Here is a 16,899-nt window from a genome sequence, read left to right as displayed (position 1 = left end):
GTTATGGTTTTATTAAAAAAAAGCACATTAAATTGACATAATATCGCTAACACGTAATAGATCCTTATTAATTTTGTGATGTTCTTTTACAGCTAAATCTAATTCGGTTGTTGCTACCTTATTATCTATTAACCCAACCATTAAATTAGATTTTCCATCTAATAATAATTCAACAGCTTTTACTCCTAACCTACTTGCTAAAACTCGATCAAAACAGCTTGGCGAACCACCACGTTGCATATGTCCTAATACAGATACTCTTACATCATATTGCGGCATATTTTCTTCTACATAATCAGCTAATTCGAATACATTTTTACCAATTTTATCTCCTTCAGAAACCACTACAATACTAGATGATTTACCCGATCTTTTGGTTCTTTTTAAAGATTCTAACAACCTATCTAAACCTAAATCTTCTTCAGGAATTAAAATTTCTTCAGCACCTGCACCTACACCCGCATTTAAGGCTATAAATCCGGCATCTCGTCCCATTACTTCAACAAAAAAAAGTCTGTTATGCGAACTTGCAGTATCTCTAATTTTATCAATTACCTCTACAACTGTATTTAATGCAGTGTCATAACCAATTGTAAAATTTGTTCCATAAATATCGTTATCAATAGTTCCTGGTATTCCAATACAAGGAAGCATATGTTCTTCATTAAAGACCATTCCTCCAGTAAAAGTACCATCACCACCAATTAAAACTAAAGCATCTATTTCTGCTTTTTTAATGTTTTGATAGGCTTTTTCTCTACCTTCTTTTGTTCTAAATTCGGTAGATCTAGCAGACTTTAAAATTGTACCACCTCTATTGATAATATTACTTACGTCACGAGCCGTTAACTGTTTAAAATCTCCTTCTATTAAACCTTGATATCCTCTATAAACGCCATAGCATTCTATATTATAATATGCACAAGCTCTAACAACAGCTCTTATTGCAGCGTTCATTCCTGGTGCATCACCTCCTGAGGTAAGCACACCTATTCTACTAATTTTTTTTCCCATAATTAAAGTTCAAAAGTACTATTAAATTTTGATTGAAAATTAATAAACTATAAAATTACCATAATTTTGCTGGATAAACTCCAGCTTCTTTCAATTTTTGAATTTCTGAAGTAACATAAGCTTTATCTTCTTTATAAGTTACTCCAAACCATCTTGCATCTGATTTTAAAACCTCCATAGTAGCTTTTCCACTAACAATTAAGTGATTTACAACTTTAGGAATAAAAAATTCAGCTTTTGGTTCTTTGTAATTTTCTTCTAAAAATTCTTCAAAAAGCGATTCGGATAACTCAAAATATTTTGGCGTAAATCCGAAGAAATTCATTGAAACTATGGTTTCTTCAGAAATTGGTTTTAAAACACCTTCAGTTTCTTTAAATTTTAATATTCCATCAACTTTTTCAATATGTGTACGTTCTGTAATTCCTGTTAAAAATCCATTTTCATCTACTCTACATTCTCCTCTAGAAACAAAACCATATTCTGAAATTGTATTTTTTAATACATAGCCCATCATATTAAAGTAACTAGAGTTTTTGTCTATGTTTTTTAGCGCTTCTGCAATACCAACAAATGCTTCTCTTCCATAAAAATCGTCAGCATTAATTACTGTAAAATTTTCAGAAATTACATCTTTTGCCATTAATAATGCATGACCAGTTCCCCAAGGTTTTTCTCTAGTGTTATCCTTATATTTTTCTGGTATATTTTCTAGTTCTTGAAACACATATTCTACCTCTATTTTGTCTTTTAATTTTGGTGTAAAAAATGCTTTAAAATCTGCTTCAATGCTTTTTCTAATTATAAAAACAACTTTTCCAAAACCGGCTTGGATTGCATCGTAAATTGAAAAATCTAAAATTGTATCTCCTTGTTCTGAGAAAGTATCTAATTGTTTTAAGCCACCATAGCGACTTCCAATTCCTGCAGCTAAAATTACTAATGTTGGTTTACTCATCTTTTTTATATTATTTTTTTATGTTGATTGGTTTCGTTTTTTTAATTTCTTTAACTGCTGGTTTTACAGTTTCTGTAGAATCTTTTACTTTTTTCTTTTTCAACCCTAATTTCTCTAATAATTCGGTACTATCATCAAAATCTAATTGGTAATTTATTCCAATTCCTTGCGTATATCCTTCTTCATCTTGTTCAGAATATTGAATTTCATTCTGACGGTTAAATATAGATGATGTTAATGTACCAGCATCATTCAATAGAAAATCTATGGTTACTTCACCTATAAAACTTGTAGGCTCTTTAGAACCGATTGGCACACTTGCTTTACCGTTAATTAAAATTCTATCATTTACTTCGTAACCAAAATTAAAGCCTAACTGATCGTCTATATTTAAATTATCAATATTATTTTTTTCACCAAAGGTATAAACAGGTTTAAATTTAAATTTATTATCTCCTGTATTTACAATATTATCGAATGCATTTGATATTAAATCTGAAGCAGTTCCATACACCAAACCATTAGTATTTACACTTAAGTCGCTTTCGTTATAAAATGCACCAGAGGCTAATAATGAAACAAAATGACTTGTTTTTGTATTATCGTCATTACTATTTAATTTAAAAGCCAACTCAGCAGCAACAGTTGAACTAGAGTTTGGTATTTCTATATCAAAAGTTCGGGTTGAATTAAATAATTCGCCCGAAAAACGAGTTACTAAGTCAATTGGAATTTTTCTATTTGCAGTAATATTTTCTAGTAAAGATTTCGGATTTGCCGAAACTCTATAAATTGCTTCTATATTAATATCTGCAGTAAATGGATCTCCACTCCAAGAGACACTTCCTCCTTTTTGTACGCTAAATGGTTTGTTTATTATACCTCCGTATTTAAAATTATAAGTTCCGTTATCTATTATAAAATCTCCATACATATTAAACTTATCTTTGGTATCGAGTTCTATTTGTAAATTACCTGTTCCACTACCTTTTAAAGAACTTCCGGTAGCTTTATCCAATACCATTTCTACTTCGGCATCTTTGGTTACATCTAAATTAAAATTAAGCGACAATCCTTTTAATTTTTCTGAAATAAAAGCATTTCTACTTTCAACTTCATTTCCTTCTTTATCACTATTCACAAATCTTATCAACTCTGAAGATGTTGCTGTTTTAACATCACTAATTGGTATTACAAAGCGTGTTCCTTTATTTGTTCTACCAATAACATCTATTACTAATTTATCGGTTGGCCCAATTATAGTGGCATTTCCACCCAAGAAACCGGTTCCATAATATACAGATTCCTCATCTTCTTCTGTATCTAGCACTAATAAATTTCTAGTATCTAAGTTTAAATTAAGTGCCCAGTTATCAAAATATTTATGAGAAATGGTTCCTCTTAATTCTCCTCTTGTTTTATGTTTTGTATCTTCTATTTGAACGTCTTCTAAATTAAATGTTTGTTTTTCTAATGTTATTACACTTGTACCGTCAAAAAGATAATCTACATTTAAGTAAGGAAAATAGAGACCGGCTTGGTCTAAATACAATTCTCCTGTCATATTTGGATTGTTAAGCGGTCCTGTTAAATTCACATTTCCATAAGCAAAACCTCTAATTTTATTAAAAACATCTTCGCCAAGCGGACTAAAAGCATCTAGTTTAAATTCTTCAAAATCTAAAATAACGTCTAAAGTAGGCTTTGCAGGAGTAAAATCTAATTCTCCAACTGCTGAAAAATTAATACTATTATCTCTTACTAGCAAAACGTTTAAATCATACTCTTTCATAGAGTTTTTACCAACTATTTCTGCTTTTAAATCACCTTGATAAGAGTTATTTACATTAAAATCTGAAACCAATAAGTTTGCTGTTGGTTTAATTTGTTTATTAATCTGGTTATAATTTAAATTTCCGTTTATAATACCCCTTAATTTTAAACTATCAATTTCTGGTGTAATACTAGATAGTTTAACATTTTTAAAATTAAAATTAAAGTCTTTACTAATTGTATCTTGCATAACACCATTAAACTCAATTTTTTGATCTTTAGATGTAATTAAAAATTGATCTATAGTATACAATTTAGCTTTACTATCAAACACAACCTTATTTTTTAGATTGTCTTCAGGATTTATTTCCCACGTATTATTTTTAAAAATAAAGTTAGATTTTTGTAAACCAAACACCGATTTATTTTGCTTATTAAAGGTATGAAAAAATGAAAGGTCGAATTTTTCTGTATTTTCTTTTCCTCCATTAAATTCGGTTCTAAAATACAAGGTATCACTTAAAGTAATATTTACTAAGTGAAGTTTTGAAATATTATAATAATCAGAATTAATAGCATCAATAGTTAATTGCGTATTAAATAACGGGTTTTTATTATCTATTTGTAAATTTAATTCATCAATAACATTGGTATAAGCCTCTACTTTTGGTGATTTAATATTTAGCTTAAATGAATTATCATTAGAGCTCATATTTCCTCTTATAGTTGTTCTTGGAGCTAAAATTACTTCAGGATAAAATACTTCAACAATTTTATTATGAATATTAAACCTAAAGTTTAGATTTTGATTTTTAGCTACTTCAAAAGGTTTATAGTTAGAGTAAATACTACCAATAGAATTCTGTGCTAATTTACCAAGTTCATTAAATTTAAATTTCCCAACAATTCTTCCTGTTAGTATTTCTGGAGAATTTATTGTTATGGTTCTTACACTATCTAAAAATGAAGATGTTATATTAAAATCTTTAAAAAAGTAATTTCCTTTTTGATTTAGGTATAGTGAATTTTTAAAATCTACCGTACCAATTAAATCATCAAAAGAATTTCCTTGTACTTTAATTTCGATATCTCCCTTTATTTTTGAAATACTATCTCGTTTAAATAAATTTATAGTATTTAAATCGCAATAATCTACGGTTGATTTAAAATCGAATTTATAAACATCGTTAGATAAATCTGCCAAACCATTAAAATTCAACTTTATATTATCATCATTAACTTCCATTTCACCATCAAAATGCTTGTTTTTAAAAACCCCATTTAACGTAATGTTGTTATACGTATAATTTTTATATTGATGTTTAGATACTTTTCCTTTTACTGATGCATTTAAGTTTTCGAAAGTAAATCCTTTTCCATCAATATCGGCTTCCATTGATAAAAGACCTACAAGACTATCTTTCATAACTTCACCCAATTTAAAATCTATAAGTTTTACATGGCCTTTATAAGAAGCATTGTCTATATTATTTATATTGGTTAAAACCAAATCTGTTACAGTAGTACCTAAATCTGTTTTTAAGGTTAACTGTGTATCTATTAAATTTGGAGTAATATAAGTTTTTCCAATTAAAGTAAATCTTCCAAGTTTTTCAAATTCTGAAGGCAATGTATTACCTAAAGCATTTGGTAAAATTGTTTTTAAATGGTTATAATCTGATGTTAAATTTGCAAATTCACCTTCTAAAGAAAATCCATTTTCTTGGTTAAAAACATTCTTAAAATTTAAATCGCCATAAATCTGCGCATTTTTATCTGTTTTTAATTGTAAATCTTTTGCTATAAAATTATTTAAGGTTCCATTAATATTGGTTGAAAAATGCAATACATCATTCGATCCAAATTCATCATAAAAGTTTTTAAGATCTAAAAGAGAAACATCAGCTTGTTTTACAGAAGCATCTAAAACTACTAAATTATTAAAATCTGAAAAATTTTCTCGATTATACGTAAATTTAATATCTGCTAAAATTGAAGATTCTTTGGTTTTTAATTCCGTATTTTCAAAATTCATAAAAGATTTTGTATACGTAAAATCTGTAGTTAAGCTTTCTACTTTTAAATTGTGGTTTTCAATAAAACTAAAGTTCTTTATTTCGGTTGAAACATTTGGTCCTTGAATTCTAAAATTTTTGGTTTCACCTGTAATACTTTTAAAAAATAACGGGTTTTCATTCTCTACATTTTCATCTGAAATAGTAACATAACCATTTTTTAATTTTAATTTGGTTGCGGTCAATAAAAAACTCGAAGGTTTATCATTGGTGCTTCCATCATCAAATTTATCAACAAAAACAGTTAATGCATCATCTGTTTCATTTTCATATGTTTTTATATTTAAGGTAAAATCTTCTAATAAAATTTGACCAAATTCTAATTTGTTATTTAGTATGTTTTTATAACTAAATATAGATGTTGTTAGGTTTTTGGCATAAATCAAAGTATCTAAATGATGATCTCTAATAAAAATTTCATTTAATTCTACATCGCCTAAAAAAGCTAAATTTACTTTTTCTACATTTATATCAACCTTAAATGCATCTCTTAAGTAGTTTGTAGCAGCACGTCCTAAACTAGTTTGTACTTTTGGTATAGACAATAAAATACTTACCACTACTAAAAAAAGTAACAGTATCAGTAAAATTTTAGGCCCTATTTTTTTTATTCGTTTGATATGCGCTAAATTTGCATTTTTATGGCAATTTTCGTGCCTTTATTTGTTAAATTATGATTAAAAATAAATCTGTTTACATACTTGGTATTGAATCTTCTTGCGACGATACAAGTGCCGCTGTTATCCGCAACGGAAAAATACTTTCAAATGTTGTTGCTAATCAAGATATTCATACCAAATATGGTGGTGTTGTTCCAGAATTAGCTTCTCGTGCTCATCAACAAAATATTGTTCCTGTTATACAACAAGCAATTCAACAGGCAAATATCGACAAAAAAGACTTAAATGCCATAGCTTTTACACGCGGACCTGGATTAATGGGTTCTTTATTGGTTGGAACCTCGTTTGCGAAGTCACTAGCTCTTGCGTTAAATATTCCGTTAATCCCTGTAAATCATATGCAAGGACACGTTTTAGCGCATTTTATTGATGAAGAAAATAAACAAAAACCACCATTTCCATTTTTATGTTTAACTATAAGTGGAGGACATACACAAATTGTAAAAATTACAAATTATTTTACAATGGAAGTTATTGGTGAAACTTTAGATGATGCTGTTGGAGAAGCTTTTGATAAATCTGCTAAAATTTTAGGGCTACCATACCCTGGCGGTCCATTAATTGACAAATACGCTAAACTGGGTAATCCGTTAGCTTTTAAATTTACAAAACCTAAAATGGCCGATTTAAATTTTAGCTTTAGCGGTTTAAAAACGGGGATCTTATATTTTATCCAGAAAAAAGTAAAAGAAAATCCGAATTTTATTGAAGAAAACCTTAACGATATTTGTGCCTCAATACAATTTACTATTGTAGAAATTTTATTCGATAAACTTAAAAAAGCTGTAAAAAAAACAGGTATAAAACATATTGCAATTGCTGGTGGTGTAAGTGCTAATTCTGAAATTAGAAAAACACTAAAAGAAACTGAATCTAAATATGGTTGGACTACCTACATTCCAAAATTTGAATATACCACAGACAATGCCGGAATGATTGCTATTACTGGTTACTTAAAATATTTAGAAAACGACTTTTCTGAAGATAAAACAACTGCAACTGCCCGATTAAAAGTTAACGAACAATAAAGTTTATAAAATTTTAACTATTTATTTTAATTCTAAATTGTATTTTTGACAAAATGAAAAAAGTTTTCAGAAAAATATCAGCAGTTTTAATGGTCGCAATTTTATTGCTATCAACAACTTCTTTTTCTGTTTATAAACATTTTTGCGGTGATAATTTAGTAACTATTTCAACTGAAAAAGTAGACAGTTGTTGCGAATCTAAAAAAGCACCTTTAAAAAGTGACACTCTAAATTTCTCGGAAAAAAGTTGCTGTAAGAATGAAACATCTACTACCGATATTCAAATATTCGACACTACAAACCCAGTTAAAATAAACAAAAGTCAAGTTTTATTTTTAGCTTCGTTTTACTATAATTTTATTGAAAAACCTACTTATTTAAATACTACAAATAAGTATTATAAAGACTTTTCTCCTCAAAAACTTGTTTCAAATAAACAAGTTCTTTTTCAAACATTCTTAATTTGATACAAAGCTTATTTTAAGCTTAAAAGCCTTTAATTATTTAATTATTGGCCAGTTATCAACTATTAAGAAAATAACATGAATAAACATATTTTTATATTTTTAATACTATTTCCTTTTGTAGTATTTAGTCAAAAAACAATTAAAGGAACCATTTTAGATACAAACAACTCGCCTATTTTTGGAGCAAGTATCTATTGGAAAAACTCTCAAACAGGAACAAATTCTGATGAACAAGGGAATTTTGAAATACAATCTATTAAAAACAACAACCAATTGGTTGTTAGCTTTATAGGATTTAAAACACAAACAATTTCAATAAATAATTTAGAAAATCTAAAAATAATTTTAATTGCAGATAATCAGTTAGATGAAGTTCAAATTCAAACTAACAAAAAAAGTTCTAGCAGACTTAGTTATGTTGTAAAAAACGTAATAAACGTTAACAAAGATGAACTTTTAAAAGCAGCTTGTTGCAATTTAGCTGAAAGTTTCGAAACCAATCCATCTATAGATGTAAATTATAGTGATGCACTTACAGGTACAAAACAAATTAAAATGTTGGGCTTAACAAGTCCTTACATTCAAATTGTTCAAGAAAACATACCTAATATAAGAGGTGCTGCCCAAACGTATGGATTAACTTTTACCCCTGGAACATGGGTTGAAAGCATTCAAATTACAAAAGGAGCAGGAAGCGTAGTTAATGGTTATGAAAGTATTACAGGACAAATTAATGCAGAATTAGTAAAACCATCAACAGACAATTCTGTTTTTGTAAATGCATTCGGTTCGTTAAATGGAAGACTAGAATTAAACACGCATTTTAACACAAAAGTTTCTGATAAATGGGATACTGGTCTGTATTTACATGGAAACATGAGAGATAAAAAAATTGATGATAATAACGATAATTTTTTAGATGCTCCACTTGCCAAACAAGTAAACATTATGAATCGTTGGCAATATACAGACCTAGAAAAAGGTTGGGTTAGCTTTATAAATTTACGTTATTTAAAAGATGATAAAACAACTGGAGAAATAGATTTTGATCCAGATGTTCATAAAAACACTACTACTTTTTGGGGAAGTGAAATAAACACAGAACGCTTTGAAGCTTCCGCTAAAATTGGCTATGTTTTTCCAGAATTACCTTATAAAAGTTTTGGTTTACAAGTTGCTTATAGTTCTCATAATCAAGATTCATATTTTGGATTGAATGAATATAACATCAACCATAAAAGTGGTTATGCCAATTTAATTTACAATTCAATAATTTCAGATACACGTAATAAATTTGTTACTGGAATAAGCACTACTTTTGATAATTTTGATGAATTGGTTTTAACAAATAATTACAATAGAAACGAAAACTCTGTTGGTGCTTTTTTTGAATACAATTATGATAATTTATCTAATTTAAGCTTATCTGCAGGAATTAGAATAGATCACCATAATTTATTAGAAACCTTTGTAACACCGCGTTTGCATTTAAAATACTTGCCTTGGGAAACAGGAACTTTACGTTTTTCTGCTGGAAGAGGGAAAAAAAGCGCTGCTATATTTGCTGAAAACCAATGGTTATTTGGAACAAATAGAACCATTAATATTATTAATAACAATGGTGAATTTTATGGTTTAAATCCTGAAGTAGCTTGGAATTACGGAACTTCATTTACACAAAAATTTAAATTTTTAAATAGAAACGGCTCTATAACTTTCGATTATTATAAAACCGATTTTAGTGAACAAATTATTGTAGATATGGAGAATCCTTCAGAAATTTCATTTTACAATGCTGATACCAATACCAAGGCCAATAGCTTTCAAGTAGAAGTAAATTATAGTCCTTTTATACATTTTAATATTAAAACCGCATATAAATATCAAGATACAAACAACAATTATATCTCTGGTGAAAAACAGCAACCTATGCAACCTAAAAATAGATTTTTTACTAATTTATTTTTTCAAACACATCAAAATAATAAAGGTGGAAATTGGAAATTCGATTATACCTATAATTGGGTAAGTGAACAACGGTTACCAGATACAAGTATTTTTACAGCAAACTATCAATTACCTGAATATGCAGATGCACATACGAGTATGAATGCTCAAATTACAAAAGTATTTTCTCCTCGTTTTGAATGGTATATTGGAGGTGAAAACCTGTCTAATCACAGGCAAAAAACACCAATTTTAGGTGCTGATAATCCTTTTGGAGCAAATTTCGATTCAAGTATTGTATACTCTTCAGTACTTGGAGCTATGTACTATACAGGAATTAGATTTAATATTGAATAAATTGATTGGTAAAAACACCAACATAAGAATAAATAGTTGTCAATTCCTGCGCAGGCAGGAATCTATACAGCGTAAAACAGATTTCTACTTTCACAGGAAGGCAAACATAAAAAATATTATAAATTTTAACTTAAATAAACTTAACAACATGAAAAAAACACTCTTAATTGTTGCAATTTTTTTTATAGGAATTTCAACTCAGGCACAAAAGAAAAATAAGAATGCTAAACTTACTTTTGATGTAAATGGTATTTGTGAAATGTGTAAAGACCGTATAGAAAAAGCAGTTTTAAAAACTAAAGGAGTAAAATTTTGCTCTTGGAGCATAGAAACACATGAACTTTCTTTAATTATGGATGAACGTAAAGTAGATGAACTTACTATTCATAAAAATATAGCTGCAGTTGGCCATGATACTCCTAAAGTTAAGGCTACAGATAAAGCGTATGATAGTTTACACGACTGTTGCAAATATGATAGAGAAAACCCACAATACGGACACGACGAAGATGAATAAATTTTAGAGTTATTATTCCACCTACTCTGCTTAGTAAAACACAAAAAATGAATTACTAAGCAGAGTTTTAATTTCACTACTTACTTAACTTAAAATTAACAACTTAATAACTTTACAGCAATATTAGTTAACTATCTTATTCCTATTATTTAAATTAACTAAGATGAAAAAAAATATTGGGATTTTAGACAAAACAATAAGGGTTTGTATCGCTTTATTAATTCTAGTTTTATTGTATTTTAATATACTTAAAGGAGCTCTTATAACCTACATTTTGTACTTTTTTGCAGGACTACTATTAATTACAAGTTTAATAGAATTTTGTCCGCTTTATTTAGTTTTCAATATTGGAACAAATAAAAATAGTTCTAACAATATTAATGATTGATAGTTATAGAAATACTTGATTAACTCACTATCAATATACTATAACACACTAAAAGTTTCATTAAAATATTCTATTTAGAATAAATTATTAAAAATTTTAAACCGCAGTGCACTAATAATAAAAATAAGAAAAAGCATCTAAAAAATAAATGACTACAATTTTTAACTTTGAGATTGACTCACTAAAGATTTAATATCCTTTCCTGTAGGCTCTTCAAAAACTTCTAAATCAAAATAAGGAATTGCTGCAATCACATGGTCAAAAATATCTGCCATTACCTCTTCATAATTTGCCCATTGTTTGTTAGTACTAAAACAATAAATTTCTAAAGGGATTCCTTTTGAAGTAGGTGCTAATTGCCTCACCATAGAAAACAACTCTTTACTTACAGCATTATTTTGTTCTAAATAAGCATCTAAATACTTTCTAAAAACACCAAAATTAGTAAGATTTCTTCCATTTATTAAAACAGATTTATCCGCATTAATTTCATTATTATAGTCTGTAATTTCTTTATACTTATTTTCTAAATATTGAGCTACTAAATGTATTTTTTTTAAATCTTTAATTTCTTCTGGATTTAAAAACTTAATAGAGGATTGTTTAATTAATACCGCTCTTTTTATTCTTCTTCCTCCAGATTCTTCCATTCCTCGCCAGTTTTGAAAAGAATCTGAAATTAAACTATAGGTAGGTATAGTAGTAAAGGTATTATCCCAGTTACGTACGCGAACTGAGGCTAAATTTATATCTGTAACGGTACCATCTGCTCCAAATTTAGTATAAGCAATCCAATCTCCAATTCTAACTATATCATTAACAGAAACCTGAATTGACGCTACAAAGCCTAAAATAGTATCTTTAAAAATTAACAATATTACTGCAGAAGCAGCACCTAATGTGGCAAAGCTTAAAATATCTCTCCCTGTTAGTTGATAAATAATAAAAATAATTGCTAATCCCCATAAAAAAATCATTGCAACCTGCACATAACTTTCTAAAGGTTTGTCTTTATAACGCTCTTTTGTTCTTAAATACCGTTGAGTCGATCTTAAAAAACTCCTTACAATCTTTACAATTAAAATTATGGTATATATGTTAATTACATCGTCAAAACTGGTAAATAGAAATGTAAAATCTTTTAAAACTGGCGGTACAAAAGCTTTTAAAAATATAAGAGGTATTATGTGAGCAAAATATCTTGAAAATTTACTTTGCACTAAAAAATCATCAAACGTAGTGCTAGTTTTTACTGAAAACACATCAAAACCTTTAATAATAAACCTTCTTAAAACCCTATCTAAAAAAAAAGCAATTAACCCAATAATACTTAATGTAATAATTAAATTTAATAGTTCTGCCCAAAAATTAGATATTCCCTTATCTATTAAAACTTCTTTAATAAAGTTAGCGTAATCAAAAAATTCAATAGAATTTATCATATTATAATTTTTAGTAAAATTAAGTTGTTTAAAACTAATGTTTTTAAAGTAATTATTAAATACTCATATTTTATATGCTTCTAAAAAACATAGAGCCAAAAATATGAGTATAATAAATTGTATTCTTTTAGTAAAAAAATAAGAGTATGTTTTACTATTAATTAGTAGTCTTAAAATTTAGCATTTACATCCCAAGCTTCTAAAGTATCTTTAATTGTTTTTATAAACATTCCTCCTAAAGCACCATTTACAACTCTATGGTCGTAAGAATGCGAAATAAACATCTTATGTCTTATTCCTATAAAATCACCTTCCGGAGTTTCAATAACAGCAGGTACTTTTCTAACCGCTCCTAAAGCTAAAATTGCTACTTGTGGTTGATTGATAATAGGTGTTCCAAAAACACTACCAAAACCTCCAACATTTGTAACGGTATACGTACCATCTTGTATTTCATCGGGATTCAATTTTCCACTTCTAGCTCTAGAAGCCAAGTCGTTTACAGCTCTGGTAATTCCAACTAAATTTAACTGATCGGCATTTTTAATTACAGGAACTATTAAATTTCCATCAGGCAATGCAGCAGCCATACCCAAATTAATATTTTTTCTTTTGATAATTTTATCTCCATCAACAGAAATATTAATCATAGGATACTCTTTAATTGCTTTTGCAACTGCTTGCATAAAAATTGGAGTATATGTGATTTTTTCACCTTCTCTAGCAAGAAACTGATCTTTAATTTTAGTTCTCCACTTAACTATATTAGTAACATCTACTTCTATAAAAGATTGTACATGAGCCGATGTTTGAGTAGATGCTATCATATGATTGGATATTAACTTACCCATTCTACTCATTTCAATTATTTCATCACCTCCATTAACTGAAACCGGAACAGCTTGCTTAACTAAAGGTTTCTCTTCAACCACATTTTTTACAACAGGTTCTTTTTTATTTTCAGTTGAATCTAGTTGTTTTTTACCACTTTCTATATATGCAAAAATATCGTCTTTTGTAACTCTATTATCTTTTCCTGTACCAACAATAGCTTCTAATTGCTCCATTGTAATACCTTCAGTTTCTGCTATATTTCTTACTAATGGTGAATAAAATTTACCTGACTTAGAAACTTTTTCTATACTAATTGTTTCTATAGCTTCATTTACTTCTTTTTCAATTTCTATAGCATTGGCTTCTTCAACAGCCACAACCTCATCTGTAGTACCTGTACTTTCGCTTTCTCCTAGAGTTTCAATTATTGCAATAGTATCACCTACTTTAACTACACTATCTGTTTCATACAATATTTCTACTAAAGTTCCTTCAACTTCGCTTGGCACTTCAGAATCTACTTTATCTGTTGCAATTTCAACAATTGCCTCATCTAGTTCAACACTACTGCCAACTTCTTTTAACCAAGAAGTTATAGTTGCTTCTGCAACACTTTCACCCATTTTAGGAATTTTTACTTCAAATTTTGCCATTATGTGTGTTTTTTTAAGTTCGGCAAATTTACAAAAATTATAGCCCAATATTAAATATGTTGAGCTTTATATTCTAGCAAGAGTTTCCTTTAAAAAATTTAATAATATTTGATTTGTAAAAAACTTAACCTTAAAAACATATTAATACACTTAACAAAATATATGCTAGATAGGTTTTACAACATATTATGCATAAAAAAACTCGAACATTTTAAATGTTCGAGTTTAAGTTAAGTATTTTTATAATTACACTTAAATAGTCATAGAAAAGACTCTGGTTTCTGGTTTATTTTCAATTAAACGCAAATCAAAGGCCATACAAATATTTCTAATAAACATTCTTCCCTCTTCTTTTACAGTTATTTTAGTATTTGAAACTTCAACCAAACCATCGTCAATTATCTCTTGTAAACGTTCAATAATTTCAGTTTTTACTTTTTCACTTATCTCATTACCCCATTCAGTTTCTAGATTACACATTAAATTTAAAATATGTTTTCGAATAACTAAATCGGTATCCGTTAATAAATGACCTCTAAAAACTGGTATAATTCCATTATTCACTTTTTTAGTATAGGTATCAACCTCTTTTTCATTTTGTGCAAAAGCATACCAAGAATCTGATATTGAAGACATTCCTAAACCAATCATCAACTCTGTTTTACCTGCAGTATATCCCATAAAATTTCTATGTAATTTTTTAGATTTCATAGCTTTATGTAACGAATCTGTTGGTAAAGCAAAGTGATCCATTCCAATTTCTACATAACCATTATCAAAAAACAGTTGTTTTCCTAGTTCGTATAAATGGCGTTTTTCATTATCTTTTGGTAAATCATTTTCATCAAAACCTCGTTGTCCAACACCTTTAATCCAAGGTACATGTGCATAGCTATAATATGCTATTCTATCTGGTTTTAATTCAATGGTATTTTTTATAGTATTTCGTATACTTTCTTCGGTTTGAAAAGGCAATCCAAAAATTAAGTCGTGACTGATAGATTCATAACCTATTTTTCTAGACAAATCGTTTACACGTTTTACTTGCTCAAAACTTTGAACACGATGTATTGCTTTTTGAACCTTAGGATCGTAATCTTGAATTCCAAAACTATTTCGTCTTGAACCTAAATCATATAAAGTTTGTAATTGTTCTTCTGAAGTATGATTTGGATGTCCTTCATAACTAAAATCAAAAGTTTCAAACTTATCGGCTCTTTTAAAAATTCCGTTTATTAGTTTTTTTAAATTTTCTGAAGAAAAGAAAGTTGGTGTTCCTCCACCTAAATGAATTTCTCTAATTTTTGGTCTTTCAACCAATAAATCACAGTATAAATCCCATTCTTTTAAAACAGTTTCTATATAAGGTTGTTCTACTTCGTGACGTTTTGTTATTTTTTTATGACACGCACAAAACGTACACAAACTTTCGCAAAAAGGTAGGTGAATATATAAGCTAATTCCTTCAACAGCATTACTTTCATCAAAAGATTTTTTAACGGTACGTTCCCAATCTTGTTGTACAATTCCTTCTTTATCCCAAAACGGAACCGTTGGATAACTGGTATATCTAGGCCCTGGAATATTATATTTTTGAATTAGATTCTTCATAATTAGCAGTGAGTTGTTAGTAATAAAAAATGAGTAATAAAATCCTATTCAATATTAAAATCTCAATTCTATTATCTAGTTATTATACTCTTTAACAGCATCAATAAATGCTTTGGCATTATCTAAAGGTACGTGTGGTAAAATTCCGTGACCTAAATTTACAATATATTTATCTTTTCCAAATTCATCAATCATATCTTTCACCATTGTTTTAATTACTTTTGGAGGCGACAATAAACGAACTGGATCAAAATTACCTTGTAAAGTTACTTTATTTCCAGTTAATGCTCTTGCCACTTTTGGAGCAACTGTCCAATCAACACCAATAGCTGATGCATTTGAATTTGCCATATCTTCCAATGCAAACCAACATCCTTTTCCAAAGGCAATTACTGGCGCATCATCTTTTAATGCTTCAATAATTTGATTGATGTATTTCCAAGAAAATTCTTGATAATCTGTTGGAGATAACATTCCTCCCCAAGAATCAAAAATTTGAACAGCATTTACACCCGATTTTACTTTTTCTTTTAAGTAAGCAATGGTTGTATCTGTTATTTTTTGCAATAACGTATGCGCTGCAATTGGTTGTGTAAAACAAAATTCTTTAGCTTTATCAAAGTTTTTTGAACCTTGACCTTGTACGCAATAACATAAAATTGTCCAAGGTGAACCTGCAAAACCAATTAACGGAATCTCGTTATTCAACAACTCTTTGGTTGCTTTAATTGCTTCCATAACATAACCTAATTCAACAGTTACATCTGGCACAATTACATTGTCTACATCTTTTTGAGATCGAATAGGGTTTGGTAACCAAGGACCAACACCTGGTTTCATTTCAACCTCAATATTCATAGCTTGAGGAATTACTAAAATATCAGAAAATAAAATAGCAGCATCCATACCATATCTACGAATTGGTTGTACTGTTATTTCTGAAGCTAATTCTGGAGTTCTACAACGTGTAAAAAAATCATATTTTTCACGAATAGCTATAAACTCTGGTAAATATCTTCCTGCCTGACGCATCATCCAAACTGGTGGACGCTCAACAGTTTCTCCTTTTAATGCTCTTAAAAATAAATCGTTTTTTATCATTTTTTTAGTATCTGGTAGTTGGTATCTTATAGTTGGTATTAAGTATTTATTACT

The 16,899-nt window shown here is 28.6% G+C and carries 12 protein-coding genes; 5 read left to right on the top strand and 7 right to left on the bottom strand.

The features are described 5' to 3' along the window. Positions 1–27: 27 nt before the first annotated feature. From pfkA to MKD41_RS16195, 3 genes are read right to left on the bottom strand one after another with little or no spacing between them, the layout of a single operon-like run. Positions 28–1,014, bottom strand: a complete 987-nt coding sequence (gene pfkA, locus MKD41_RS16205) for a 6-phosphofructokinase (protein WP_240243379.1) — start codon at positions 1,012–1,014, stop codon at positions 28–30. 55 nt (positions 1,015–1,069) lie between these two features. Then, positions 1,070–1,972 carry a nucleotidyltransferase family protein gene (locus MKD41_RS16200; protein ID WP_240227012.1) on the bottom strand — a complete coding sequence of 301 codons (903 nt, stop codon included), beginning with the start codon at positions 1,970–1,972 and terminating at the stop codon, positions 1,070–1,072. Positions 1,973–1,982: 10 nt separating this feature from the next. Beyond that, on the bottom strand, positions 1,983–6,380 hold the full coding sequence (locus tag MKD41_RS16195; RefSeq protein ID WP_240243378.1) for a translocation/assembly module TamB domain-containing protein: 4,398 nt from the start codon (positions 6,378–6,380) through the stop codon (positions 1,983–1,985). 113 nt (positions 6,381–6,493) lie between these two features. Between MKD41_RS16195 and tsaD the strand changes: the two genes are divergently transcribed. The 5 genes from tsaD to MKD41_RS16170 all read left to right on the top strand — a co-directional run bounded on the left by tsaD (position 6,494) and on the right by MKD41_RS16170 (position 11,204). Then, positions 6,494–7,528 carry a tRNA (adenosine(37)-N6)-threonylcarbamoyltransferase complex transferase subunit TsaD gene (gene tsaD, locus MKD41_RS16190; RefSeq protein WP_371824275.1) on the top strand — a complete coding sequence of 345 codons (1,035 nt, stop codon included), beginning with the start codon at positions 6,494–6,496 and terminating at the stop codon, positions 7,526–7,528. Between the two features lie 53 nt (positions 7,529–7,581). Next, positions 7,582–7,995, top strand: a complete 414-nt coding sequence (locus MKD41_RS16185; RefSeq protein WP_240243377.1) for an HYC_CC_PP family protein — start codon at positions 7,582–7,584, stop codon at positions 7,993–7,995. Between the two features lie 75 nt (positions 7,996–8,070). Further along, entirely contained in the window at positions 8,071–10,299 is a 2,229-nt protein-coding gene (locus tag MKD41_RS16180) for a TonB-dependent receptor plug domain-containing protein (RefSeq protein WP_240243376.1), read from the top strand. A 148-nt stretch (positions 10,300–10,447) separates the two neighbouring features. Then, a complete protein-coding gene (locus MKD41_RS16175) occupies positions 10,448–10,816 on the top strand; it encodes a heavy-metal-associated domain-containing protein (protein WP_240243375.1) in 369 nt (122 codons plus the stop codon). Between the two features lie 163 nt (positions 10,817–10,979). Beyond that, on the top strand, positions 10,980–11,204 hold the full coding sequence (locus MKD41_RS16170; RefSeq protein ID WP_240243374.1) for a YgaP family membrane protein: 225 nt from the start codon (positions 10,980–10,982) through the stop codon (positions 11,202–11,204). A 161-nt stretch (positions 11,205–11,365) separates the two neighbouring features. Here MKD41_RS16170 and MKD41_RS16165 read toward each other — a convergent pair whose 3' ends face one another. From MKD41_RS16165 to hemE, 4 genes are all read right to left on the bottom strand, one after another. Beyond that, entirely contained in the window at positions 11,366–12,646 is a 1,281-nt protein-coding gene (locus MKD41_RS16165) for a mechanosensitive ion channel family protein (protein WP_240243373.1), read from the bottom strand. Between the two features lie 170 nt (positions 12,647–12,816). After that, positions 12,817–14,133 carry a dihydrolipoamide acetyltransferase family protein gene (locus tag MKD41_RS16160; RefSeq protein WP_240243372.1) on the bottom strand — a complete coding sequence of 439 codons (1,317 nt, stop codon included), beginning with the start codon at positions 14,131–14,133 and terminating at the stop codon, positions 12,817–12,819. A gap of 252 nt (positions 14,134–14,385) precedes the next feature. Beyond that, positions 14,386–15,744, bottom strand: a complete 1,359-nt coding sequence (hemN, locus tag MKD41_RS16155) for an oxygen-independent coproporphyrinogen III oxidase (protein WP_240243371.1) — start codon at positions 15,742–15,744, stop codon at positions 14,386–14,388. 75 nt (positions 15,745–15,819) lie between these two features. Continuing rightward, on the bottom strand, positions 15,820–16,845 hold the full coding sequence (gene hemE / locus MKD41_RS16150) for a uroporphyrinogen decarboxylase (protein WP_240243370.1): 1,026 nt from the start codon (positions 16,843–16,845) through the stop codon (positions 15,820–15,822). Positions 16,846–16,899: the final 54 nt, after the last annotated feature.

It is taken from the genome of Lutibacter sp. A64 (assembly GCF_022429565.1).
Lineage (GTDB): Bacteria > Bacteroidota > Bacteroidia > Flavobacteriales > Flavobacteriaceae > Lutibacter.
Note: the sequence above shows the minus strand (reverse complement) of the source record. Positions and strands in the feature narration are given on the sequence as shown.